The 23,693-nt window shown below is 67.9% G+C and carries 19 protein-coding genes and 1 pseudogene; 9 read left to right on the top strand and 11 right to left on the bottom strand.

What is annotated here, in order from left to right; translation table 11 throughout:
- Nucleotides 1–29 precede the first annotated feature (29 nt).
- Complete coding sequence (locus CNX70_RS14245; protein WP_208624415.1) at nucleotides 30–1,847, top strand: PHA/PHB synthase family protein; 1,818 nt, start codon at nucleotides 30–32, stop codon at nucleotides 1,845–1,847.
- Nucleotides 1,848–1,878: 31 nt separating this feature from the next.
- Nucleotides 1,879–2,724, top strand: coding sequence for a universal stress protein (locus CNX70_RS14240; RefSeq protein WP_096235210.1), 846 nt, complete (start codon nucleotides 1,879–1,881; stop codon nucleotides 2,722–2,724).
- Nucleotides 2,725–2,729: 5 nt separating this feature from the next.
- On the opposite strand, the gene CNX70_RS14235 is transcribed toward CNX70_RS14240, so the two are convergent.
- From CNX70_RS14235 to CNX70_RS14225, 3 genes are read right to left on the bottom strand one after another with little or no spacing between them, the layout of a single operon-like run.
- Nucleotides 2,730–3,428, bottom strand: coding sequence for a VIT1/CCC1 transporter family protein (locus tag CNX70_RS14235; RefSeq protein WP_071077573.1), 699 nt, complete (start codon nucleotides 3,426–3,428; stop codon nucleotides 2,730–2,732).
- A 10-nt stretch (nucleotides 3,429–3,438) separates the two neighbouring features.
- On the bottom strand, nucleotides 3,439–4,833 hold the full coding sequence (locus tag CNX70_RS14230) for an ATP-binding protein (RefSeq protein ID WP_244199181.1): 1,395 nt from the start codon (nucleotides 4,831–4,833) through the stop codon (nucleotides 3,439–3,441).
- On the bottom strand, nucleotides 4,833–5,528 hold the full coding sequence (locus CNX70_RS14225) for a response regulator (RefSeq protein ID WP_096235208.1): 696 nt from the start codon (nucleotides 5,526–5,528) through the stop codon (nucleotides 4,833–4,835). The genes CNX70_RS14230 and CNX70_RS14225 overlap by 1 nt, the downstream gene beginning before the upstream one ends.
- Before the next feature lie 125 nt (nucleotides 5,529–5,653).
- Between CNX70_RS14225 and CNX70_RS14220 the strand changes: the two genes are divergently transcribed.
- From CNX70_RS14220 to CNX70_RS14195, 6 genes are read left to right on the top strand one after another with little or no spacing between them, the layout of a single operon-like run.
- Nucleotides 5,654–6,826 (top strand): efflux RND transporter periplasmic adaptor subunit, encoded by a 1,173-nt coding sequence (locus CNX70_RS14220; RefSeq protein WP_244198794.1) that lies wholly within the window; start codon nucleotides 5,654–5,656, stop codon nucleotides 6,824–6,826.
- Nucleotides 6,826–9,930, top strand: a complete 3,105-nt coding sequence (locus CNX70_RS14215; RefSeq protein ID WP_096235207.1) for an efflux RND transporter permease subunit — start codon at nucleotides 6,826–6,828, stop codon at nucleotides 9,928–9,930. The genes CNX70_RS14220 and CNX70_RS14215 overlap by 1 nt, the downstream gene beginning before the upstream one ends.
- The gene (locus CNX70_RS14210) at nucleotides 9,917–10,243 is read left to right on the top strand and encodes a DUF3240 family protein (protein WP_096235206.1); all 327 of its coding nucleotides are present in this window, start codon (nucleotides 9,917–9,919) and stop codon (nucleotides 10,241–10,243) included. The genes CNX70_RS14215 and CNX70_RS14210 overlap by 14 nt, the downstream gene beginning before the upstream one ends.
- Complete coding sequence (locus tag CNX70_RS14205; RefSeq protein ID WP_096235205.1) at nucleotides 10,240–11,466, top strand: TolC family protein; 1,227 nt, start codon at nucleotides 10,240–10,242, stop codon at nucleotides 11,464–11,466. The genes CNX70_RS14210 and CNX70_RS14205 overlap by 4 nt, the downstream gene beginning before the upstream one ends.
- Before the next feature lie 49 nt (nucleotides 11,467–11,515).
- A complete protein-coding gene (locus tag CNX70_RS14200; RefSeq protein WP_096235204.1) occupies nucleotides 11,516–12,058 on the top strand; it encodes a cytochrome b in 543 nt (180 codons plus the stop codon).
- A gap of 17 nt (nucleotides 12,059–12,075) precedes the next feature.
- A complete protein-coding gene (locus tag CNX70_RS14195) occupies nucleotides 12,076–12,582 on the top strand; it encodes a hypothetical protein (protein WP_157751019.1) in 507 nt (168 codons plus the stop codon).
- Between the two features lie 8 nt (nucleotides 12,583–12,590).
- On the opposite strand, the gene CNX70_RS14190 is transcribed toward CNX70_RS14195, so the two are convergent.
- Nucleotides 12,591–12,902, bottom strand: a complete 312-nt coding sequence (locus tag CNX70_RS14190) for a hypothetical protein (protein ID WP_096235202.1) — start codon at nucleotides 12,900–12,902, stop codon at nucleotides 12,591–12,593.
- Nucleotides 12,903–13,156: 254 nt separating this feature from the next.
- Here CNX70_RS14190 and CNX70_RS28895 point away from each other — a divergent pair.
- A pseudogene (locus CNX70_RS28895) lies at nucleotides 13,157–13,372 on the top strand (lipase family protein); the annotation flags it as partial.
- Nucleotides 13,373–13,375: 3 nt separating this feature from the next.
- On the opposite strand, the gene CNX70_RS14180 reads toward CNX70_RS28895, so the two are convergent.
- The 7 genes from CNX70_RS14180 to paoA form a co-directional block, all read right to left on the bottom strand.
- Nucleotides 13,376–14,362 (bottom strand): magnesium and cobalt transport protein CorA, encoded by a 987-nt coding sequence (locus CNX70_RS14180; protein ID WP_096235201.1) that lies wholly within the window; start codon nucleotides 14,360–14,362, stop codon nucleotides 13,376–13,378.
- A 151-nt stretch (nucleotides 14,363–14,513) separates the two neighbouring features.
- Nucleotides 14,514–17,027, bottom strand: coding sequence for an ATP-binding protein (locus CNX70_RS14175; protein WP_096235200.1), 2,514 nt, complete (start codon nucleotides 17,025–17,027; stop codon nucleotides 14,514–14,516).
- Nucleotides 17,028–17,037: 10 nt separating this feature from the next.
- Nucleotides 17,038–18,066 carry an ABC transporter substrate-binding protein gene (locus CNX70_RS14170; RefSeq protein ID WP_096235199.1) on the bottom strand — a complete coding sequence of 343 codons (1,029 nt, stop codon included), beginning with the start codon at nucleotides 18,064–18,066 and terminating at the stop codon, nucleotides 17,038–17,040.
- Complete coding sequence (locus CNX70_RS14165; RefSeq protein ID WP_244198793.1) at nucleotides 18,063–19,700, bottom strand: response regulator; 1,638 nt, start codon at nucleotides 19,698–19,700, stop codon at nucleotides 18,063–18,065. Before CNX70_RS14165 ends, CNX70_RS14170 begins: the two co-directional genes overlap by 4 nt.
- Nucleotides 19,701–19,812: 112 nt before the next feature.
- Complete coding sequence (paoC, locus tag CNX70_RS14160) at nucleotides 19,813–22,011, bottom strand: aldehyde oxidoreductase molybdenum-binding subunit PaoC (RefSeq protein ID WP_096235197.1); 2,199 nt, start codon at nucleotides 22,009–22,011, stop codon at nucleotides 19,813–19,815.
- 4 nt (nucleotides 22,012–22,015) lie between these two features.
- Entirely contained in the window at nucleotides 22,016–22,975 is a 960-nt protein-coding gene (locus CNX70_RS14155) for an FAD binding domain-containing protein (RefSeq protein WP_096235196.1), read from the bottom strand.
- On the bottom strand, nucleotides 22,972–23,631 hold the full coding sequence (gene paoA / locus CNX70_RS14150; RefSeq protein ID WP_096235195.1) for an aldehyde dehydrogenase iron-sulfur subunit PaoA: 660 nt from the start codon (nucleotides 23,629–23,631) through the stop codon (nucleotides 22,972–22,974). The genes CNX70_RS14155 and paoA overlap by 4 nt, the downstream gene beginning before the upstream one ends.
- Nucleotides 23,632–23,693 lie beyond the last annotated feature (62 nt).

Below are 23,693 nucleotides of genomic sequence, written 5' to 3'. Positions count from 1 at the left end.
ATCCTGTAAAAAAATGACAGGAGTCCTGAATGAGCAAGACGCAGGCGAGCAATGCGCAGCAAAACCTTGAACATGAGCGCCAGGGCAGCGCCTGGCAAGGCGTGCCGGTGCCCGACTATCCGGAGAGCGCGCCGGAAGGCGCCACCCTGGATCTGCTGCTGAACGCCTGGCTGGGCAAGTTTACGGGCGGCATTTCGCCGGCCGCGCTGGGCAATGCCTATGCCGACTGGCTCAGCCACCTGGCGCTGGCACCATCGAAGCAGCTGACCCTGCTGCAGGAAGCGTGGAAGAAGATCGCTCGCTGGCAGCAGTACGCGCTGCAATCTGCGCTGCAGTCGGCGCAGAGCGGCAGCGCCGGTGCGCCGCCGTGCATCGCGCCGCTGCCGCAGGACCGGCGCTTCGAGGACCCCGCGTGGCAGCGCTGGCCGTACAACCTGGCCTACCAGGGCTTCTTGCTGCAGCAGCAGTGGTGGCACCGCGCCACCACGGGCGTACGCGGCGTCTCGCCGCACCACGAAGATGTCGTCACGTTCACCGTGCGCCAGTGGCTCGACATGCTGGCGCCGTCGAACTTCATGCTGACCAATCCCGTGGTGCAGCAAACAACCCTGGCGAGCGCTGGCGCCAACCTGGCGAACGGCGCGCAGCACCTGGCCGAAGACTGGCGCCGCGCCGCCATGGGCGCGCATGCGCCCGACCAGCGCAGCTACAAGGCGGGCGAGAATGTGGCTGTCACGCCCGGCAAGGTGGTCTACCGCAATGACCTGATCGAGCTGCTGCAGTACGCACCAGCGACAGCGACCGTGCATGCCACGCCGCTGCTGTTCGTGCCGGCGTGGATCATGAAATACTACATACTCGACCTGTCGCCGCACAATTCGCTGGTGCGCTACCTGGTGCAGCAGGGCCACACGGTGTTCATGATTTCCTGGAAAAATCCCCTCGAAGAAGACCGCGAGCTGTCGCTGGAAGACTACCGCCAGCTTGGCGTGATGGACGCGCTCGACGCCGTTGCCCGCATCACAGGCGCGCCACAGGTGCACGCGGCCGGCTACTGCCTGGGCGGCACCCTGCTGGCGATTGCCGCCGCCAGCATGGCGCGCGACGGCGATACGCGCCTGGCCAGCCTCAGCATGCTGGCCTCGCAGGTGGACTTCAAGGAACCGGGCGAACTGTCGCTGTTCATCGACGAGAGCCAGGTGAGCTTCCTGGAAGCGGCCATGTGGAAGCAGGGCTATCTCGACACGAAACAGATGGCGGGCGCCTTCCAGCTGCTGCGTTCGAACGACCTGATCTGGTCGCGCCGGCTGCGCCATTACCTGCTCGGCCTAGATGAGCAGGACAGCGACCTGATGGCCTGGAATGCGGACGCCACGCGCATGCCCTGCCGCATGCATGCGGAATACCTGCGCCGTTTGTTCCTGCACAACGACCTGGCCGAAGGCCGCTACCGCACGGCAGGGCGGCACATCGCCCTGCCCGACATCGATGCCCCCATCTTTGCCGTCGGCACCCTGACGGACCACGTGGCGCCATGGCGCTCCGTGTATAAACTGCAGCTATTGACCGACACCGACGTCACCTTTCTGCTCACCTCGGGCGGCCACAATGCGGGCGTGGTCTCGCCGCCGGGCCAGGCGCGCCGCAGCTACCAGCTGGCCACGCACCCCCACGACGCGCCCTACATCGACGCGGACAGCTGGCAGCGCGACGTGCCGCACCACGACGGTTCGTGGTGGCCCGCCTGGCAAGCCTGGCTGGCAGAGCGCTCGGGCGCGCAGACGGCGCCGCCGGCCATGGGGCCCGACCTGGGCGACGCGCCAGGCAACTACGTGCTGCAAACTTGATAACCGACTTCAGACAACCGAGGAAAACGCCATGCCCTACACTACCCTGCTGGTCCACGTAGACAATTCCCGCCACTGCGCCCAGCGCATCCGCCTGGCCGTGCGCCTGGCCATTGCCGAAGGCGCCCACCTGATCGGTTCGGCCATGAGCGGCCTCTCGCGCTATGCGTATGGCGGCGGCGTCAACGCGCTGCAGTTTGCGCCGGCGCAGATGCAGGCGCTGCGCAGCCAGGCCAGCGAGGCCTTGCATGAATTCGAGCGCATCGCCCGCGAAGAAGGCCTGGGTACCTACGAAACGCGCTTCGTCGACGACGATGCGCAAGGGGCGCTGCTGCTGCAGGCGCGCTATTGCGACTTGCTGATCCTCGGCCAGACGGACGCGCAGGATACGCCCTCGCGCGTCATCGCCGGCACGCCCGAATACCTGATGCTGCATTGCGGCCGGCCCGTGCTGATGGTGCCGCACGCGCCGTCCGCCGCGCTATCGGATACCGCGCAGCATCCGCTGCTGGCCTGGAACGGCAGCGCCGAAGCGCTGCGCGCCATCACCGATGCGCTGCCGCTGCTGCAACGCGCGCGGCAAGTGACCCTGGCCGTCGTCAATTCGCACGCCCAGCCGGCCGCGCACGGCGAGCAGCCGGGTGCCGACCTGGCCCTGTACCTGGCGCGCCACGGCGTCAACGTCGAAGTGCTGCAGCACGACACGCCGCACGGCCAGGACGTGGGCGCGGCCCTGCTGGCCATGGCGACGCAGCGCCAGTGCGACCTGATCGTGATGGGCTGCTACGGCCACATGCGCCTGCGCGAAGCGCTGCTGGGCGGCGTCACGCGCACGGTGTTGCAGGACATGACCTTGCCGGTGCTGGTGTCGCACTGACAGCGTCAGGCTGCCGGGGCGCCGAACAGCGCCCCGATGCCCGATGCCGCCGCCATCGACAGCGCGCTCCAGAACACCACGCGCAGCACGCCCCGGCCCACGCGCGCGCCGCCGGCCCTGGCGGCCAGGCCGCCCAGCAAGGCCAGCGATAGCAGCGACGCCACGACGATGGCCGGCGCCAGCATCGACAGCGGCGCCAGCAGCACCACCAGCAGCGGCAACGCCGCGCCGACGGCAAAGCTGAGCGCCGAAGCGAGCGCCGCCTGCAGCGGGCGCGCGCGCATGCTCTCGGTGATGCCCAGTTCATCGCGCGCATGCGCGCCGATCGCATCGTGCGCCGTCAGCGCCCTGGCCACCTGCGCGGCCAGCGCCGGTTCCAGGCCGCGCGCCACATAAATGTGCGTCAATTCGTGCAGCTCCCCCTTGGGATCGTCGAGCAGCTCGCCGCCCTCGCGCTCCAGCGCCGCCTGTTCCGTATCGGCCTGCGACTGCACCGAGACATATTCGCCCGTGGCCATCGACATGGCACCCGCCACCAGGCCGGCCACGCCGGCCACCAGAATGCTGTCGTGCGTGGCGTGCGCCGCCACCACGCCCAGCACCAGGCTGGCCGTCGAGACGATGCCGTCATTGGCGCCCAGTACGGCGGCGCGCAGCCAGCCCACGTTGTCCATCCGGTGAAACTCGCGGTGTCGCAATGGCATATTCGCTCCTTTATGTGTGCATGGGTACGTCGGCGGGCACGGGAAAGCACACCGTCACCACCAGGCCCGCGCCATCGGGGCCGGCGGCCAGCTGCACGCTGGCGCCATGCGTTTCGGCGATGCGCCGCACGATAGACAAGCCCAGGCCGCTGCCCGGCTGGTGCGCGCCAGCGGCGCGGAAAAAGCGTTCGAACACGCGCTCGCGCAACTGCTCGGCGATGCCGGGCCCCGTATCGCTCACGCGCAGCAGCACGCCGTCGGCCTCGGTACGGCAGGCCAGTACCAGCGTACCGCCAGCCGGGGTGTAGCGCATGGCGTTGTCCATCAGATTGCGCGCCAGGATCAGGACGTGATCCAGCTGCAGACGGCACGGCGCCGTGGCCAGGTCGGCCCGCAGCAGCAAATCCTGGCGCTGCGCCTGCGCCATCCAGGCGGGCAGCTGTTCGGCCAGCACGGCGGCCAGGTCCAGCACGGGCAGGTCGGGCGGCGGCTGCGACTGCGGGTCGAGCCGGGACAGGGTCAGCAACTGCCCCACCAGGCGCGTGGCGCGGTCCACGCTCAGCCCCAGGCCCATCACGGATTCCTTGCGCTCGGCATCGCTGCGCGCGCGCTGCAGCACCTGCAGGTTGGTCTTGATGGCCGCCAGCGGCGTGCGCAGTTCATGCGCGGCATCGGCCGTGAAGCGCTGCTCCTGCTCGCGCGTCTGGCGCACGCGCAGGAACAGGCGGTTGATGGCCTGCAGCAGCGGCTGCACTTCCAGCGGCGCGCCCGTCACGCTGACACTGGCAAGATCGTCGGGCGTGCGCAGCGCCACTTCATCGGCGCTACGGCGCAGGGCGCGAAACACGCGGTTGATGCTCCACCAGATGGCCAGCGCCGCCAGGGCCGCCATCGGCAAACCGATGGCCAGCAGCTTCAGGGCGAAGCGGCTGCTGATTTCCTGGCGGTGGCTGGCCGGTTCCGCCACCTGGATCTGCAGCTGCGCGTTGTGATTCCAGCTCGTGTAGATGCGCCACAGGCGGCCATCGTTGTCGTGCCAGCTGTAGCCGACATCGGCCGGCGCGGCAAACGCCCGGTCCGGCGCGCCGGCGTTCTTGTACCGCAGGCGCTGCTGCGCATCCCACACCTGGAACAGCAGATACTGGCGGTGGTTGCGGTTCTGCGCCACCGGCATCACCAGCGATGTGCTCGCGCCATGCTCCTGCACCTCGTGCTCGGCCAGGGAGAGCAGCAAATGGCCCGTCTCGGCCAGCGATTGGTCGAACAGCTCCTGGCTTTCGCGGCCCGCTTCCAGGTACACGATGGCGGCGCTGAAGCCCCACAAGATGAACGTCAGTCCCAGCAACACGGCCAGCAAGGTGCGCCGCAGCGACCATGCGCCCGCGTTGCCCGGGATGGCGGGCATCACGGACACGCCTGCACATCGGGCGTATCGGGCGTAGCGGGCTTGTCGATGCTGTAGCCGATGGCATGCACGGTGCGGATCAGCGCTTTGCCCAGTTTGCGCCGCAAATGGTGGATATGCACCTGCAGCGCGTTGCTGTCGATTTCCTCGCCCCAGCTGTAGACGCCCTCTTCCAGCTGCACGCGGCTCAGGATGCGCCCGCGCTGCTCGACCAGCATCAGCAGGATGCTGAATTCCTTGCCCGTCACGGGCACCTCCACGCCGCCCTGGCGCACCTGGCGCGCGGCGATGTCGATGACGATATCGCCGTGCACGAGTTCCTCGTGCGTGCGCCCGGCCGCGCGGCGGCAGGCGCTGCGCATGCGTGCCGCCAGCTCATCGAGGTCGAAGGGCTTGACGATGAAGTCATCCGCGCCCGCATCCAGGCCCGTCACGCGGTCGACGATCTGATCGCGCGCCGTGACGATCAGGATCGCTCCGTCATAGCCGCCGCGGCGCAAGGTCGCCAGCGCCTGCATGCCATCCTCGCCCGGCAGGGCCAGGTCGAGCAACAAACAGCCATAGCGGTGCAGGCGCACGGCCATATGCGCGCTTTCGGCCGACTGCACCCAGTCGACCGCATAGCCGGCCTGCTCCAGCCCCATCTGCGTGGCGCGCCCCAGCTGGGGGTCGTCTTCTGTCAGCAATATGCGCATCGTGGCCTGTCCTGTGTGGCTGTCGTGTCCGGGATTTCATGCTGGCAGCGTAGGCGCCGGACATTAAGAACTTCTTAACATCTGCTGGCGACCATCCATCCATCGTCCACTTCCGGCTGCCTCCCATGCCCGCTTCCCCCCATCTTAACCGCTGCCAGTCTTGCTGGCCAATACTGGCTCTGCTTGGCTGGCCGCTGCTGTCGGCCGCCGCGCCGCAGCAACTGCTGCTCAGTTCGCAACAAATCAGCCGTGCCGGCATCGTCACCACGCCGGCGCTCGCCACACTGGCCGGCGAAGGGACACCGGCGGGCAACGACCTGGTCCTGTCGGGCACCGTGGTGGCGCCGCCCAGCTCGGGCGCCGTGGCCAGCGCCGTACTCGACGGCGTGGTACAGCAGGTGCACGTGACGCCGCTGCAGCAGGTGCGCGCCGGCATGCCGCTGCTGACCCTGTACAGCCAGGGCTGGCTGGAGTGGCAGCGCGCCTACCTGGAAAAGGCCAGCGCGGCGCGCCTGGCCCAAGCCAGACTGGCGCGCGACGAAGGACTGTATGGCGACGGCATCATCGCCCGTGCCCGTCTCGATGAAAGCCGCGATGCGGCTCAGCTGGCCACGCTGGCGGCCAGCGAACGCGAACAGGCACTGCGCAGCGCCGGCCTCGATGGCGTGGCGCTGCGGCGCCTGCGCGAACAACGCACGCTGTCGCCCCTGCTGACGGTGCGCGCCAGCCGCGCCGGCAGCGTGCTGGCCTTGCCGGTCGAGGCGGGGCAGCACGTCGAAGCGGGCGCGCTGCTGGCCCGCATGGCCGCCAGCGGGCCCCTGTGGGTGCAGTTGCAGGCGAGCCGGGCGCAACTGCCGCTGCTGCACGTGGGCGACCTGCTGCAGGTGGACGGCTGCGCCAGGCTGCGCGTGACGGCCATCTCTCCCGTCGTCGACGCCGCCACGCAAAGCGCGCAGCTGCGCGCACAGCAAGTGGGCCAGGAGCCATGCCTGAAGGTGAACGCTTTTGTCGAAGCGCGCCTGCTGCGCCCGGCGCAAACGCCGGGCGGCGTGGCCGTGCCGGCGGCGTCGCTGGTGCGGCGCATGGGCGAGGCGCGCCAGGAGTACGTCTTTGTCGCCAATGCCAGAGGCTTCGTGGCCACCCCCGTGCAGGCGACGCCGGCCGGCGGCGGCATGGCCTGGGTGCGCGGCGCTGTGGTGCCAGGCGACGCGGTGGCCGTGCGCGGCCTGGCGGCGCTGAAAGGCAGTTGGAGCGGCCTGGGGCCCGCCTCGGATGCACCCGTCCAGGGAGGCCAGTGATGCTGGCCCGTTTGATCGCCCTGTCGCTGTCGCAGCGCCTGCTGGTGCTGGTGCTGGCCGCGCTGATGGCGGCGGCCGGCGTGCAAGCCTTCCGCGCGCTGCCCATCGACGCCTTTCCCGATGTCTCCGGTACCCAGGTCAAGCTGATCCTGAAGGCGCCCGGCATGACGCCGGAAGAAGTCGAGGCGCGCATCGTCGCCCCCATCGAGCAGGAATTGCTGGGCATCCCGCGCCAGGCGGTGCTGCGCTCGCAGTCCAAATATGCGATCGCCGACATCACGCTGGACTTCCAGGAAGGCACGGACGTCTTCTGGGCGCGCCAACAGGTGAGCGAACGGCTGGCCAGCGTGCTGAAGGACTTGCCCGCCTCCGTCAGCGGCGGCCTGGCGCCGATCACCACGCCGCTGGGTGAAATCTTCATGTTCACCATTGAAGGGCCCTTGAGCCTGATGGAAAAACGCACATTGCTCGAATGGACCATCCGCCCCCAGCTGCGCAACATCGCCGGCGTGGCCGACGTCAATTCGCTCGGCGGCATGGTGCGCAGCTTCGAAGTGGTGCCCGACCTGGCCGCCCTGGCCGCGCGCGGCCTGTCGCTGGCCCAGCTGCAGCAGGCGCTGGAAGCGAACAACCGCAGCGACGGCGCGGGCCGCCTGGGCAGCGGCGAGGAGGCGCTGCTGATCCGCAGCGACGCGGGCATCCGCACGCTGGACGACGTGCGCGCCATCGGCATCGACCGGCGCGGCGGCATGGCGGTGAACGTGGGCCAGGTGGCCACGGTGCGCATCGGCCAGCTGACGCGCTATGGCGCCGTCACCCAGGACGGGCGCGGCGAAGCCGTGCAGGCGCTGGTGCTGGCCATGCGCGGCGCGAATGCGCAGCAAGTGGTGCAGCAGGTGCGCGCGCGGCTCGACGCGCTGGGCCCCAGCCTGCCCAAGGGCACCACCATCAGCACCTTCTACGACCGCGGCAAGCTGGTGGAGCGGGCCGTGGCCAGCGTCACGGGCGCGCTGGCCGAAGCGACCGTGCTGGTGATCGTGCTGCTGTACGTCTTTCTGGGCAATCTGCGCTCGGCGCTGGTGGTCGCCTGCATCCTGCCGCTGGCGGCGCTGGGCACCTTCCTGCTGATGCAGGCGTATGGCCTGAGCGCCAACCTGATGTCGCTGGGCGGCCTGGCCATCGCCATCGGCATGCTGGTCGATGCGGCCGTGGTGGTGGTGGAAAACATCGAAGCCCATGGCGCCCACGCGCAACCGGGCGTGCCGCGCCTGCACCGCATCTACCGGGCCGTGCGCGAGGTTGCCCTGCCCGTCAGCGCCGGCATGCTGGTGATCATGATCGTCTTCCTGCCCCTGCTGACCCTGCAGGGCCTGGAAGGCAAGCTGTTCGCCCCTGTGGCGCTGACCATCCTCTTCGCGCTGGCCGCCTCGCTGCTGCTGTCGCTGACCGTCATTCCCGTGCTCGCCTCGCTGCTGCTGCCCGAAAGCCACGCCGGCACGCCGCGCCTTGTGCAAAAAATGGAAGCGGCCTACCTGGCCCTGCTCGGGCGCGCCCTGGGCCGCGAGCGCCTGATCGGCGGCGTGGCAGTGGCGGCCCTGCTGCTGGCCGCTGGCGTCTTTCTGCAGGTGGGCAAATCGTTCATGCCCACGCTGGACGAAGGCGACATCATCATGCAGATCGAAAAACTGCCGTCCGTCAACCTGCAAGAGTCGGCGCGCCTGGACATGGCCATCCAGCGCCGCATCCTGGAACAAGTGCCCGACGTGCGCCGCATCGTGGCGCGCCTGGGCTCCGATGAACTGGGACTCGATCCCATGGGCCTGAACGAAACGGACTCCTTCCTGGTGCTCAAGCCGCGCGCGCAGTGGCACAGCGCAAACAAGGAAACGCTGATCGATTCCCTGCGCGCGGCCACGGCGAGCTTTCCAGGCGTCAACATCAGCTTTACCCAGCCCATCGAGATGCGTACCTCGGAGATGCTGTCCGGCGTGCGCGGCGACGTGGCCGTCAAAATCTACGGCCCTGACAGCAAGACGCTGGGCGCGCTGGCCGCGCGCATCGTGGCCCAGCTGCGAACGCTGGCCGGCAGCGAGGATGTGCTGACGACGCAAAACTCGGGCGTGCAATACCTGCAAGTCGATATCGACCGCGTGGCGGCCGCCCGCCTGGGCCTGTCTGTGGAACAGATCCAGGGCGATTTGCGCACCCTCGTCGAAGGGCGCCAGGCTGGCATCGTCATCGAAGGCGGCAAGCGGCTGCCCCTGCTGCTGCGCGGCGGCGAACAACTGCAGCTGTCGGCCGATCTGTTCGGCCAGCTGCGCCTGCCCATGGCCGATGGCCCCGCCATCGCCCTGAGCCAGGTGGCCAGCCTGCGCACGGTCGACGGCCCCGTCAAGGTGGAGCGCGAAAACGCCGCGCGCCTGGTGGTGGTGCGCGCCAATGTGCGCGGGCGCGACCTGGTCGGCTTTGTCGACGAGGCGAAGGCCCTGGTGGCGCGCCAGGTGCCGCTGCCGCCCGGCTACCGCGTCGCCTGGGGCGGCCAGTTCGAAAACCAGCAGCGCGCCGCCGCCCGCCTGGCGCTGGTCGTGCCCATCGCGCTGGCACTGATCTTCCTGCTGCTGTATACGACCTTGCGCAGTATCCGCCAAACCCTGCTGGTGCTGGTCAACATCCCGTTCGCGCTGACGGGCGGCGTGTATGCGCTGGCCCTGACGGGCGAGTACCTGTCCGTGCCCGCCTCGGTGGGCTTCATCGCGCTGATGGGCATTGCCGTGCTCAATGGCCTGGTGATGATCACCTGTTTCAACGACCTGCATGCGCGCGGCGCGGCCATCGGCGAACTGGTGCTGCAAGGCGCCGTGCGGCGCTTCCGCCCCGTCATGATGACGGCCTGCATCACGGGCCTGGGCCTGGTGCCGCTGCTGCTGGCCACCGGACCCGGCTCGGAAATCCAGAAGCCGCTGGCCATCGTCGTCATCGGCGGCCTGCTCAGCGCCACCGTGCTGACCCTCGTACTGCTGCCCCTGCTGTTCCGCCGCTACGGCGTGGCGCAGCCATCTGTCCCTACCATTGCCCTCACTGGAGCCCACCATGCAGCACCCTGACCGTTCCCCCTGCGACGCCATGCTGACGCTGGCCATGCCCGTAGCCCTTGAAGAGGACGTCCTCGATTTCCTGCTGCTGCACCCGGCCTGGGCTGCCGGTTTTTCCGTGCTCGATGCGCAAGGCATGGGACCGGGCGCCGCCTACCCCTCCAGCCTGGAACAGGTGCGGGGACGCGGGCGGCGCAAGCTGGTCCTGGTCGCCGGCGCCGACACCGACTTGCGCCTGCTGGTGCAGGCGCTGGCGGCACAGCTGCCCAAGCCCGACATCGCCTACTGGATCAGCCCCGTGCTGTGCCACGGGAGGCTGGCATGAAGGCGCGCGCCCTGGTGCTGCTGTTCCTTGCGGCGGGAGCGCAGGCGGCGCCTGGCGCCCCTTCCGCGCTGCCGCCCGAAGCCGAGGTGCGGCGCGTGCTGGCCAGCCTGCCGGCGCTGCGCCAGGGGGTGCTCAATACGCAACTGGCCGGCGCGGAACGCGACAAGCTGGCCGCCGGCCCCTATGAATGGACGGTGCGCGCGGGCGCCAGCCGGCGCACCGCCCCCGGCGCAGAACGCTACCTGGAACAGGAAGTGGCGCTGGAGCGGCCCCTGCGCTGGTTCGGCAAGGCCGGCCTGGACCAGGCGCTGGGCGAGCAAGGCCTGGCCGTGGCGCGTGCGCTGCATGGCGACGCCTGGCACGAGGCGGGACGCGCCCTGCTGCGCGACTGGTTCGACGCGCTGCGCGACCTGGCCGGCGTAGCGCGGCTGGAAGAGCAGCTGGCCGTGACGCAGCGCTTGCAATCGATTGCCGCGCGCCGCGTGCAGGCGGGCGACGGCGCCGCCCTCGATTTGCTGCAAACCGAGACGGAACAGCGGCGCGTGCTGGCCCTGCTGCAACAGGCACGCCAGCGCAGCGAACAGTCGCTCACGCTGCTGGCCATCAGCTACCCCGGCTTGCCGCGTCCGCAGGCCGACTCGCTGCCACTGCCGCAAGCCGGCAGCGAGGACGCAAGCAGCTGGGCCGAGCGCATCGTGCATGACAACCACGAACTGCAGCTGGCCCAGGCGGAAGCGGACCTGTACGCCATGCGCGCCAGCCGGCTGGCCAGCGACGCCATGCCTGACCCGACGCTGGCACTGCGCGCCGCGCGCGAGCGCGACGGCCAGGAGCGGGTATTCGGCGTCAGCCTGTCGTTTCCCCTGCCCGGCGCCGGACGTGCGGCGGACAGGTCGGCGGCGGCCATCAAGGCTTCGATGGCGCGCGAACGGGTGGCGCAGACGCAGCTGCGCGTCGCCCTGGCGGCCCGGCGTGCCGCCAGCGACAGCGTGCATAGCCACGCCATATGGACTACATTGCAGGAGGTACAACAACAAACCATCCACCAGGCGGAACTGATGCAGCGCGCCTACCAGGCGGGCGAATGCACGCTGGCCGTAGCGCTGGCCGGCAGGCGGCAGGCGCTCGACGCGGCGCTGACGGCGCAGACGGCCCAGATCGAGTCGCTGGCGGCCCAGGCGCGCCTGCAGCTCGATGCGCACGCCATCTGGTCCATCGACTGATGCGGCACCAACACGATTCATCCACCCGATTCACCGAGAAGGAAACAGCATGCACACCGAAAAATTGACGACACAAGGATGGCGCTATGCGGCCCCGGCGCGCCTGCTGCACTGGCTGATGGCCGTGCTGATCCCCGCCATGCTGGCCCTGGGCTGGTATATGATGGAGGTCGAGGACGAGCCCGGCAGCGAGGTGTACTTCAATCTGCATAAATCGCTGGGCTTGCTGCTATTGCTGCTGCTCGCCGCGCGCGCCGCCTGGCGCCTGGGCCACGCGCCGGCTAGCCTGCCGCCGTCCGTGGCGCCGTGGCAAGCGCGCCTGTCGCGCCTGGGGCACGGCTTGCTGTACGCGGGCATGCTGCTGGTGCCGGCCGCGGGCCTGGCCGGTGCGCTGCTGAGCAAGAGCGGCGTGGCCTTCTTCGGCCTGGCCCTGCCGCGCTGGTTCGCGCCCGACCACGCGCTGGCCGAACAATGCTTCGAGCTGCACGAACTGGGCGCCTGGACCCTGGCCGCCCTGATCGCCCTGCACGCCCTTGCCGGCCTCAAACATCTGCTGCGGGACAAGGACGGCGTCTTCCAGCGCATGCTATAGGCGGCTGGCGTGCCAGGATGCTTACGTGGCAACAAAAAACGATGACGGTCCCGGCTGGAAACCAGTCCGCGCCGTGCGCAAAGCCCGGCGCGGCGCAGCGAGATGCCGTGGCGCGCGGCCAGCTCGGAGCGCACTTCGGCCAGCGTGGCCGGTCCCGCCGCGCCATCTGCCACCTGTTCCGGCACCGCTTCGGCGCCGTCCGCGTAGTGGCGCGTCAGGGCCGAGCAGCACAGGACGCGCAGCAATTGCGCCTGCACGCCGCTGACATAAGCGCCATAATCAGCACCGTCCGCATGCACGGCATCGATGGCGTCCAGGGCGATGGGAACGCGTTCTGGTGGGAGTGGCGGCGTGGCCGGAGTATCGCTGGCAGGCAGCTGGATGATGGCGGCATTCGCCGCTGGAAAATGGGCCTGCAGGCGCCCGGCCATCGACAATGGCAAGCACGGCGACTTCTTCATCGAGTACGCGTCGGGTACGAGGCGGCAGTGGTCAACGCCATCGCCGCCCTGTCCCGTGCCTGAGCGCCTGACTACATGCGCTGGCAGGCGGCCGGCTGGCCGTTTCGCGCAGCCGGATGCCAGCTCTTGCCCGAGCTTTTCACCTTGCAGTTATGCGCATCGCGATTGCTCAGCACATCGCCGCCACACTTGGCCGCCGAGCAGCACTGCTGTACCGTGGCGTTGACATCGCATGCCGCGTTGGGCCCGGCGACCGGGGCCTCGGGCTTGGCCGTCTCGCCGCTGGCCGGTTTCGCCGGCTTGTCCTGGGCCAGGGCCGGCGCCTGCGCCAGCACAAGGAAGGACATCGATACCAACAGGGCGCTCAGGAAATGACGTTTCATTGCTGCTCCTCGACAGGTAAACCATGAACCGGCCCACGGCTTGCATCAGCGCTTGTGCGAGACCGCGCCGCGACTCGGCAAGGGACGAGCCGCCGCCGCGGGCATTTCCGCATAAGCTAACTCGCAAACGGTATGACGAATCCATGGTAGCAGCTAATTGCGCGCCAAATCTCTCGAATGATTGCAGCCGCGCCGCAGCCTGCTGACAGGCGGTATGGCATGCAAGGTCAGCCCCCGCCACAAGGAATATCGGCATGAACAATCAGACCACCATCGTCCTCGTCCACGGTTTCTGCGGCGGCGCCGCCCACTGAAGCCGCGTCATCCTGGAACTGCGGCGCCAGGGCCACACGGCCATCCGCGCCGTCGAACTGCCATTGACGTCGCTGGCCGACGACGCCGAACGCACGCGCAAGATGGTGGCGCAAGTCCATGGCACGGTATTGCTGGTGGGACACTCCTACGGCGGCTGGCTACAGCCAGCCCTCGCGCTTCAGGCGCCGGTGCAGCCAGTAGCAGCCGGCGATGATGACGACGATCACGGCCGGATAGCTGCCGCGCCACTTCAGTTCCGGCATGAATTCGAAATTCATGCCGTACAGGCTGAAGACCATGGTGGGCACGGCCAGGATGGCGGCCCAGGCGGCCAGGCGCTTGACCACCTCGTTCTGGCGGATCGAAATTTGCCCCAGCGCCACCTGCATGGCCGAATTGACCAGTTCGCGCATCTGCCCCGCCGTGTGCGTGACCCGTTTGACGTGGTCGAGAATGTCGCGGTAATAGATGCGGTTTTCCTTGGGCACGATGTCGCCATGGAAACGGATCAGCTGGGTGCAGATGTCGTGCAGCGGGTTGACGGCCGCGTCGAGCTTGAGCAGTTCCGTCTTGAGCTGGTAGAAATCCTGCAGCTTGTCTTCGGAGAGACTGGGCTGGAACAGTTGCAGCTCATAGTGCTGGAAGCGCGACTGCAAATGGTCGATGCAGGGCTGGTACTGGTCGACGATGAAGTCGATGATGGAATACAGCACGTAGCCAGGGCCACTGGCGAGTTTCTCGGGCATGCTTTCCTTGCGCTCACGCAACTTTGCATAACCGGCCGAGGCGCCATGGCGCACCGTGATGATGAAGCGGGGGCCGAGAAAGACGTGGGTTTCGCCGTAGACGATGGCGCCGCCGTCCAGGGTAGCCGTGTGCATCACCATGAACAGAGTGTCGCCATACTCTTCCAGCTTGGGTCGCTCGTGCGCTCCCTGCGCATCCTCGACGGCCAGTTCGTGCAAGCCAAACGCCGATTGCAGCGCCTGCATGGCGATGCTGTCGGGTCCGGCCAGGCCTATCCACACGAAACAATCGGGGTCGCCGAGGAAGTCGCCCACCTTGTCGATGTCGAAATGGGCGATCTTCCTGCCATCGCGATACGCTTCGCAGTTGACGACGGCGGCGTGGGTACTCAGGTCCATGGTGATTTTCTGCTAATGGCGGCAATATTGGGGGGCCAGTATAGCGGAGACCATGATAAACATGCCAACTGAGCGAGCGGATTGACATGCGGGTGCGCCAATAAACAGAAATTTGCAGCAAGGATAATCGGGATTGAACGACCTCGGCGGCCTAGCCCGTCGACATGACCGCATTCAAGGCGCGCCGCAATTCCTTCAGCCGGGGCGGCTTGCCCAGCACGCAGTCGACGTGTTCGGGATAGTCGCTGTCGGCCGCCAGGCGCTGGCCCCAGCCCGTGAGCATGATGATGGGCGTGGCCGGAGAGCACTGGCGCACCGCGCTGGCCACCTTGCGCCCGTCCACGTGGGGCATGCCCAGGTCCGTGATGACCACCGCAAAGTGTTCGTGCCGCTCGTATGCGGCCTGGAAGCAGTCGATGCCGGCCTGGCCGCCATCGGCGGACACCACGTCGTGGCCATCGATTTCCAGGATGTCGCGCAGCGACTTGAGCACCATCGGGTCGTCATCCACCACCAGGATGCGCAGGCGCGGCGGCGCGGCGTGGGCCGCGTCGGGCGCATCCTCCCTTTCGTCCGCGGCGCAGGCGGGGAAATCCAGGCGCACCGCCGTACCCTGCCCCGGCGCCGTGACGATGTCGATGCTGGCGCCGTGGCGCTCCATCATGCCGTACACCATGGCCAGCCCCAGGCCCGTGCCCCGCTCGCCCTTGGTGGTGAAAAACGGTTCCAGGCAGCGGCGGCGCGTATTCTCGTCCATGCCGATGCCCGTGTCGCCCACCTCGATGCGCACCTGCCGCGCCTCTCCCGCTGCGCCGGTGCAGCTGGTACGCACGCTCAGGGTGCCGCCGTCCGGCATGGCGTCGACGGCGTTGAAGACCAGGTTGGTCAGCGCTTCGCGGATTTCGCCCACGCTGCCGGGCAGCATGGGCAGAGCCTCCGCCAGCTGCGTGCGCAGGACGATGACGATGCCGCGCTGCTGCGGCATGTCGCTCCAGCGCGCGCGCGTCAGGTCCAGCACCTGCTGCACCACCAGGTTGGCGTCGATGGGCGACAGCGCCAGCTGCGGTTCGCGCTGGCGGTAGAATTCGCGCATGCGCGCCACGGTCGCGGCCACGTCGTCGATGGCGCGCTCGATGACTTCCAGATAATGCCGGCCCTGCGGACTGAGATTGGTTTCCGTCTCCAGCAAGGACTCGGTGTACAGGGCCACGGGGGAAATGGCGTTGTTGATGTCGTGCGCGATGCCGCTGGCCATCTGCCCCAGCGCGCGCAGGCGCTCCTGCTGCATCACCGACTGCTGCGTCTGGCGTAAGTCGTCATACGCGCACTGCAGCGCGCCGTAGAGCTGCGCCTGGTTGGCGGCCAGCGCCACATGCTCGCTCAGCTGGCTGAGGAATTCGCATTCGCCGCTGGTGAAGCTGTGCGCGGCGCGGCGCGCCACGATCAGGATGCCGAAAACCGTGTTTTCCGCCAGCAGCGGCGCCATGACGAGGGCGCGCAGCCCCCCTTGCGCGAGGCGCTGCGGAAACGGAAACGCCACCTCGGCGATGTCGGCTTCATACACGAGCTTGCCGCGCACGCAGCTCGACAGGCCATTCTCGTCGATGGGGATGTGCGCCTGCTCGCCCATCATGAACGACTGCGCCAGCGCCTCGCTGCGCACGCCCACGCACGTCACCTGCAGCGCGTGCTGCGACGGCTCGTACAGGCAGATGCAGCTGAAATCGATGGGCAGCTGGTCTTCCAGGCTGCGCACCACCACCTGGAAGATGCTGCGCAAGTCCTGCCGCTCGCCGATCGAGCGCGTGATCTGCTGCAGCAGGTTCAGGCGTTCAAGCTGCTCATGCACCTTGCGCTCGGCCAGCTGGCGCTCGGCGATCTGCGTTTCCAGGGCGGCATTCGTGTGCGCCAGCTCGTCGCGCGAGACGGTGGTACGGCGCAGCTTTTCCGTCATGCCGTCGAAGGCACGCGCCAGCTCGCCGATCTCATTCTTCGTGTGCAGGCCGAGTGCAAAATCGAGCTTGCCGGCGCCGACGATCAGGGTCCCCTGGCGCAGCTTTTCCAGCGGCCCCGTGACGCTGGTGATGGTGAAGTAGATCAGGCCAGCCACCAGGGCGATGATCATGCCGCCAAACAGCATCACGGCGACGTTGGCCCGCTGCTGCGCATCGAGCACGCCTTGCCGGCTCAATTCGGACAGCCGCATCGCGTCCGAGATCATGCCCTGCACCTTGCCCATGATCTGGCCGGACAGGCGCGACTCCAGTTCGCCCAGCACCTCGCGCCGCTGCGGGTCTTGTCCCAGTTCCCGGTGATTCGCCACAAACAGCTCGAACAGAGCGCCCACGCCGGCCAGGTCGCCCTGCAATTCGCGCAGCAGCGCGCGCTCCTCGCCGCTGCTGAAGGCAGGCGTGGCCAGCAGGCCCGTGCCCAGCGATTCGCTGCGCAGCTGCCACTGGGCCCGCGTGCGCGCGCCATGGTGCAGCGCATATTCGATCGACAGGTAGCGCAGTGACGTGACCGCTTGCAGGATATCGCCTGCGGCCTTGTTCTTCGCCAGTTCGCGCTGCATCGCCATGGTGGTGGAGAACAGCACGGCGACGATGATGGCCACCAGCAGCACGCAAAACAGTTCGGCCAGCTTGAAACGCGTAACGATTTTCACGGTGGCTTTCTCAATGAATGACCGTCACGGCCGATGGTGCCACGGCTTCCAGGCCGTCCAGGTACACGGCATCGAGGAAGTTCGGCATGTCGCTGCGCTCGGCCAGGCGGTTCTTGATGGCCCAGCGCGCCTCGTCTTCCAGCGCCAGCAGCAAGCCCTGGTCGAGCACGATGCCAAACTGATAACCGTGCCAGGCTGCCTGCAGGCGCGCCGCCTCGCTGGCCGACGCCGTGGTAAACAGGGCGCGCGCGGCGTCGGGCTCGTCGCGGCAAAAGCGCGCGCCAGCCAGCAGCGCGCGCAGCACCTTGCGCACCGTCGCCGGGTGGCTGCGCACAAAGTCGCCCGTGCCGGCCACATTGAACAGGCCCGCATACACGTCCTCGCCATAGAAGATGGCCGCCTTGCCCGCGATGGCCTGCGTCATGTCCGTCAGGAACGGTTCCCAGCCGGCCGCCGCGTCGACCTCGCCGCGCGCCAGCGCAGCGGCCAGCTGGTCCGGCGCGTAGTTGCGCAAGGTGACCTCAGCGGGCAGCAGCTTCTGGCGGTTCAGGAAAGCGTCCAGCGTGAAATGGCCGGAGGTGCCCAGGGTCACGCCGATGCGCTTGCCTTTCAGGCTGGCGGGCGTCGACACGCCGCGGTCCAGGCGCCCCACAATGCCGTGGTCGCGCTCGGCCTCGAAGATGCTGGCGATGATGACGACGGACTGGTTTTTCAGGCTGGCCAGCACCACGGGAATATCGGACACGGTGCCCAGCTCGGCCCTGCCCTGCAGCACGGCTTCCAGCGACGCCTTGCCCGACGAATACGCCTGCAGCCGCGCATCGATGCCCTCGCGCGCGAAATAACCGTGTGTGTGCGCGGCCAGCACGGGGCAGCTGCCCACGTATGCCGCATTCACGGCCAGGCGCAGCACTTCCACCGGGCCGGGCGGCGCAGCGGGACGGGCATTCAAGCGCCAGATGGCTGCGGCGGCCAGCGCCAGCAACAGCGCAATGGCCGCCAGCCAGACGGCCCGCCGCACAGGCGCCGCGCCGTTCATGCGCTGCGCTGCGCCGTGGCCGACTCCAGCGCGCTATTGATGGCCTCGGAAAACGCCGCGACGTCAATCGGCTTGGTGAGGTAGCGGTAGAAGCCCGCCGCCAGCCCCTGGCGGATATCGCCCGGCCCGGCCACGGCCGTCAGAGCGATGACGGGAATATGCGCGGTGCGGGCATCGGCGCGCAGCAGCTGCATGACTTGCGTGCCGCTGATGTCGGGCAAGTCGCTGTCCATCAGTATCAGCTGCGGCAGGTGGCGGCGCGCCAGGTCCAGGCCCGTTTGCCCGTCGCCGGCCGACAGCAGGTCGAGGTCGGGGCGAAAATGGATCAGGCCCGCCACCAGGGCCAGGTTCAGGGGATTGTCTTCCACATACAGCAGCGTCTTGCGGTCCGGCAGCCGTACCGTTTCTGCGGGCCGGGCAATGGCGGACAGGCGCGCACTTTCCTGCTGCGCCTGGTGCGCCGGGCAACTGGCGATATCGAGCCAGAAGGTGCTGCCGCGCCCGGGCGTGCTGGCCACGCCCAGCCTGGCCTGCATGGCTTCGGCCAGGCGCTTGCTGACCACCAGCCCCAGGCCTGTGCCCTCCTCGTCGCGCGCATCGCGTCCCAGGCGGTTGAAGGGCTGGAACAGCGCTTCGAGCTGCGCGGCGCTCAGCCCGCCGCCCGTGTCGCGCACGGACAGGCGCAGCTGCCGTGCATCGACGGGCTGGCAATCGACGTGGATTTCGCCCTGTTCCCGGTTGTACTTGACGGCGTTCGACAGCAAGTTGAGCAGTACCTGCTTGAGGCGCGTACGGTCGGCCAGCACATGCAGGCCGACCGCTTCCACGAACGTCAAGGTGATGCCGCGCTTGCGCGCCAGCGGTTCCATCATTTGCCAGCATTCGTGGTAGATGCCGGCCAGGTCGACGGGTTCCATCGACAGCGACATATTGCCCGACTCGATCTTGGCGATATCGAGGATATCGTTGATCAAAGTCAACAGGTGCCGGCCCGCGCCGAAGATGTGCGAGGCAAAGATTTTCTTTTCCTGCGCCGTCGAGGGGATGGAATCGGACATCAGCATCTGCGAAAAGCCCAGGATGGCGTTGAGCGGCGTGCGCAGCTCGTGGCTCATGCTGGACAGGAAATTGGTCTTTTCCTGGTTCGCCCGCTCGGCCACTTCGCGCGCCAGCTGCAAATCCTTGTTCATGGCGTCGAGTTCGTCCGTATGCTGGCGCAGCAGCAGTTCCAGGCGCGCATTGGCGATGCGCAACTGGCGCGTCTCCAGCGCGCGCGCCAGTATCAGCAAGATGCCCGACACCTTGAACGGCTTGACGACATAGTCGAGCGCACCCGCCTGCATGGCCTGCACGGCCGAGGCGATCGTGCCTTCGCCCGTCATGATGATGCAGGCCAGGTCCGGATCGATCTGCCGCGCCGCTTCCACCACGGCAATGCCGTTCATGCCCGGCATCATCAGGTCGACCAGCAGCAGGTCGAACGATTCGACGGCCAGCAGGGCTAGCGCCGCCTCGCCAGAGACGAGCCCCGTCGTGTCGTAGGCCTGACCCCGCAAGGTGTCGCACAGCGCGCGCATGTGCGCCAGCTCGTCATCGACGATGAGGATACGCGGCGGCATTGATGAGCTGTTCATGCATTCTCCTGGCGACATGACCTTGCGGGCCGGGAACTTGCCCCGCAACATGCGTTCCGAGCATAGCACCTGAAAATTACCAAAAATACACGCATTGTCACGCGCAAGGGGGCTAGGCGACCGTGGGCAGCCCCCGCAGCAGCTTGTCCAGGGTCAGCGGATAGTCGCGCACGCGTATGCCCGTGGCGTTGTAGACGGCGTTGGCGATCGCGGCCGCCACGCCGCAGATGCCCAGTTCGCCCACGCCCTTGGCTTTCATGGGCGAGGACATGGGGTCTGTTTCGTCGAGAAAAATGACGTGCTGGTGCGGGATGTCTGCATGCACCGGCACTTCATAGCCGGCCAGGTCATGGTTGACGAAGAAACCGGCGCGCTTGTCGACCACGAGTTCTTCCATCAGGGCCGCGCCCACGCCCATGGTCATGGCGCCGATCACCTGGCTGCGCGCCGCCTTGGGGTTCAGGATGCGGCCCGCCGCGCAGACGGCCAGCATGCGGCGCACGCGCACTTCACCCGTGTCGCCGTCCACGCCCACCTCCACGAAATGCGCGCCAAACGTGGATTGCTGGAATTTTTTGTCGAGCTCGCCGTATTCCATATGGTCTTCGGCGACGATGTCGCCGTTCGCCGCCGCCTGCGCCAAAGGCACGCTGCGCTCGCCCTGACTGACTTGCCCATCGGAAAAGCGCGCCTCCTGCGCATCAAAACCCAGCTTGCCGGCCACGGCCTGGCGCAGGCGCACGCAGGCCGCATACACGCCGGCCGTCGAGCTGTTGCCACCCCACTGCCCACCCGAACCGGCCGAGACGGGAAAATCCGAGTCGCCCAGGCGCACGACGACACGCTTCAAGGTCACGCCCAGCATTTCCGCCGCCGTCTGGGCGATGATGGTGTAGCTGCCCGTGCCGATGTCCGTCATGTCCGTTTCTACGGTGACGATGCCGTTGCCATCGAGGCGCACGCGGGCGGCGGACTGCATGACGAGGTTGTTGCGCAAGGCAGCCGCCACGCCCATGCCCACCAGCCAGCGGCCGTCGCGCCGCGTACCGGGCTGTGCTTGCCGCTCTTTCCAGCCAAATTCCACGGCGCCCGTGCGCAGGCAGTCGATCAGGCGGCGCTGGGAAAACGGTCTGCCCGGTTTTTCCGGGTCCACTTTCGTGTCGTTCAGGATGCGCAAGACGATGGGGTCCAGGTTCAGCTTTTCCGCCAGCTCGTCCATGGCGATTTCCAGCGCCATCAGCCCCGGTGCCTCGCCCGGCGCGCGCATGGCGTTGCCTTCCGGCAAATCGAGCACGGCCAGGCGCATGGCCGTCATGCGGTTTACTCCCGCGTACAGCAAGCGCGTCTGCATCACGGCCGTTTCCGGCTGCCCGCCTTTGAGGTCGCCCGACCACGACTCATGGCCGATGGCCGTGATCTTGCCGTCGCGCGTGGCGCCGATGCGCAGGCGCTGGATGGTGGCTGGCCGGTGCGTCGTGTTGTTGAACATCAGGGGCCGCGTCAGGGCGACCTTCACAGGCCGTTGCGCCGCGCGCGCGCCCAGGGCCGCCAGCAAGGCTTCGGCGCGCACGAACAGCTTGCCGCCGAAACCGCCGCCGATATACGGCGAGACGATGCGCACCTGCTCTTTCGCAATGCCAAGGGTGCGGGCCAGGTCGCCCCGGCCCCAGTCCACCATCTGGTTCGCCGTCCACAGCGTCAATGTATCGCCCTCCCAGGCGGCAATCGAGGCATGCGGCTCCAGCATGGCGTGCGACTGGTCGGGCGTCGTGTAGCTGGCGTCCAGGCGCACGGGGGCAGCAGCATAGGCGCTCGCGAAATTGCCCGTCTTGCTGTCGGGCTTGCCATCCTTCGGCTTGGTCGCCGTATTTTTTGCCTTGGCCAGGTCGAACACACCCTGCTGCTCGACATACTTGACGTCGAGCAACTGTGCTGCCGAGCGCGCCTGCTCGAAGGTTTCCGCCACCACCAGCGCGATGGCCTGGTGGTAATGCTCGATCTCCGGGCCGCCAAGCAGGTTTGCCGTGTTCATCTTGCCTTTACCCAGCTTGCCTGCCGAATCGGCCGTCACCACGGCCAGCACCCCCGGTGCGCGCCGCGCGGCGCTGGTATCGAGCGATACGATGCGGCCCCTGGCAATCGCCGCGCCGACGACGTAACCGTAGGCGGCGTGCGGCGCGGCCTTGTTCTGTTCATACGCATACGGCGCCGTGCCCGTGGTTTTCAGGGGGCCGTCGATGCGGTCCGTGGGACGGCCCACGACTTTCAGCTGGTCGATGGGGTTGGTGGTCGCAGGTGTCGTGAATTTCATGGCCCTAGCCTTTCTGGTCGGGTGCTGCGGCCATCACGGCAGCTATCGTGCGCTGCGCCAGGATCAACTTGAAGCCGTTGTCGGCAGTGGGATGGGCACCGTCCAGCAGGCGCTCGCTCACGGCGGCAGCGCCATTCGGCATCGCCTGCTCGGCGCTAGAAATTCTCCACGGTTGCGGCGCGACGCCGCCCAGGGCCAGCCGGCCAGTGCCGTTGGGCAAGATGATCGCCGCCACGGACACCAGCGCAAACGCATACGAAGCGCGGTCGCGCACCTTGCGGTAGACGTGCGTACCGCCAACGGGCGGGGGCAAGGTCACGCTGGTGATCAGTTCACCCGGCTGCAGCACGGTTTCCAGCTGCGGCGTGTTGCCCGGCAAACGGTAAAAATCGGCGATGGGGATGCTGCGCACGGCGCCGTCGGCCCGCACCGTGTCGATGCCGGCGTCGAGCACGCGCATGGCCACGGCCATGTCGCTGGGGTGCGTGGCGATGCAGGCCTCGCTGCCGCCCACAATCGCCAGCGGCCGGCTGAAACCGGCGATGGCCGAGCAGCCGCTGCCCGGCACGCGCTTGTTGCAGGCTTGATTGGTGTCATAGAAATACGGACAGCGCGTGCGCTGCAGCAAGTTGCCGGCCGTCGTCGCCTTGTTGCGCAATTGCGCGGAAGCCCCCGCCAGCAAGGCGCGCGACAATACGCCGTAATCGCGGCGCACCGTGGCGTGCGCGGCCAGCGCCGTGTTGCGCACCAGGGCGCCGATGCGCAAGCCGCCGTCTGCCGTCGTCTCCACTTTATCCAGCGCGAGGCCATTCACGTCGATCAGATCCGCGGGCGTTTCGATTTCCAGTTTCATCAGATCGAGCAGATTCGTGCCGCCGGCGATGAAGCGCGCGCCCGGCGTGTGCAAGGCGGCTGCCGCCGCTTCGGCCGGCGTAGCCGCCTTCTGGTAGCTGAAGACTCTCATGCCGGCCTCCCCGCCACTTCGGAAATCGCCTCGATTATGTTCGAATACGCGCCGCAACGGCAGATGTTGCCGCTCATGCGTTCGCGCAGTTCTTCCGGTGTGGCCTGCGGGGCCGCATTCAAGTCCGCGCTGACGTGGCTGGGGATGCCCTGGCGGATTTCGCCCAGTGCGGCGACGGCCGAGCAGATTTGCCCCGGCGTGCAGTAGCCGCATTGAAAGCCGTCATGCGCGATGAAGGCGGCCTGCATCGGGTGCAGTTTCTCGGGCGTGCCCAGTCCCTCGATGGTGGTCACCTTGGCGCCGTCATGCATCACGGCCAGGGTCAGGCAGGCATTGATGCGCTGGCCGTCGAGCATGACGGTGCAGGCGCCGCACTGGCCGTGGTCGCAGCCTTTTTTCGTGCCCGTCAGTTGCAGCTGTTCGCGCAAGGCGTCGAGCAAGGTGGTGCGCGTGTCGAGTTCCAGGCTGCGGTGCTGGCCGTTGACGTCGAAGCTGACGTTCATCAGCACTGGCGGCGGAGAAACACTGGCCTGGGTGGCCGTATTCACCGCTTCCGCCGCTCCCGCAACGCCGGGCACGGCCACGGCCGTGGCCGACAGCGCGCCGGCGATCAGCAAGCCGCGCCGGCCGGCATTGATGTGATTACACTCTGTCATCTCGCGCTTCCTCCTGGCTGTGGACTGGCTGGGTGGGCGCATGCAGGCCCGAAGTGCCAGTC

It is taken from the genome of Janthinobacterium svalbardense, from assembly GCF_002327145.1.
In the GTDB taxonomy this organism is placed as follows: domain Bacteria; phylum Pseudomonadota; class Gammaproteobacteria; order Burkholderiales; family Burkholderiaceae_D; genus Janthinobacterium; species Janthinobacterium tructae.
This window is presented reverse-complemented; position numbering and strand designations above follow the sequence as displayed.

Coding starts and splice junctions, on each gene's coding strand:
- CNX70_RS14190 (WP_096235202.1), bottom strand. CDS start 12,902: ATGAAACGTCATTTCCTGAGCGCCCTGTTGGTATCGATGTCCTTCCTT.
- CNX70_RS14235 (WP_071077573.1), bottom strand. CDS start 3,428: ATGCCATTGCGACACCGCGAGTTTCACCGGATGGACAACGTGGGCTGG.
- CNX70_RS14205 (WP_096235205.1), top strand. CDS start 10,240: ATGAAGGCGCGCGCCCTGGTGCTGCTGTTCCTTGCGGCGGGAGCGCAG.
- paoA (WP_096235195.1), bottom strand. CDS start 23,631: ATGACAGAGTGTAATCACATCAATGCCGGCCGGCGCGGCTTGCTGATC.
- paoC (WP_096235197.1), bottom strand. CDS start 22,011: ATGAAATTCACGACACCTGCGACCACCAACCCCATCGACCAGCTGAAA.
- CNX70_RS14210 (WP_096235206.1), top strand. CDS start 9,917: ATGCAGCACCCTGACCGTTCCCCCTGCGACGCCATGCTGACGCTGGCC.
- CNX70_RS14230 (WP_244199181.1), bottom strand. CDS start 4,833: ATGCCCGCCATCCCGGGCAACGCGGGCGCATGGTCGCTGCGGCGCACC.
- CNX70_RS14220 (WP_244198794.1), top strand. CDS start 5,654: ATGCCCGCTTCCCCCCATCTTAACCGCTGCCAGTCTTGCTGGCCAATA.
- CNX70_RS14240 (WP_096235210.1), top strand. CDS start 1,879: ATGCCCTACACTACCCTGCTGGTCCACGTAGACAATTCCCGCCACTGC.
- CNX70_RS14165 (WP_244198793.1), bottom strand. CDS start 19,700: ATGAACAGCTCATCAATGCCGCCGCGTATCCTCATCGTCGATGACGAG.
- CNX70_RS14170 (WP_096235199.1), bottom strand. CDS start 18,066: ATGAACGGCGCGGCGCCTGTGCGGCGGGCCGTCTGGCTGGCGGCCATT.
- CNX70_RS14245 (WP_208624415.1), top strand. CDS start 30: ATGAGCAAGACGCAGGCGAGCAATGCGCAGCAAAACCTTGAACATGAG.
- CNX70_RS14195 (WP_157751019.1), top strand. CDS start 12,076: ATGCTTACGTGGCAACAAAAAACGATGACGGTCCCGGCTGGAAACCAG.
- CNX70_RS14155 (WP_096235196.1), bottom strand. CDS start 22,975: ATGAGAGTCTTCAGCTACCAGAAGGCGGCTACGCCGGCCGAAGCGGCG.
- CNX70_RS14180 (WP_096235201.1), bottom strand. CDS start 14,362: ATGGACCTGAGTACCCACGCCGCCGTCGTCAACTGCGAAGCGTATCGC.
- CNX70_RS14215 (WP_096235207.1), top strand. CDS start 6,826: ATGCTGGCCCGTTTGATCGCCCTGTCGCTGTCGCAGCGCCTGCTGGTG.
- CNX70_RS14200 (WP_096235204.1), top strand. CDS start 11,516: ATGCACACCGAAAAATTGACGACACAAGGATGGCGCTATGCGGCCCCG.
- CNX70_RS14225 (WP_096235208.1), bottom strand. CDS start 5,528: ATGCGCATATTGCTGACAGAAGACGACCCCCAGCTGGGGCGCGCCACG.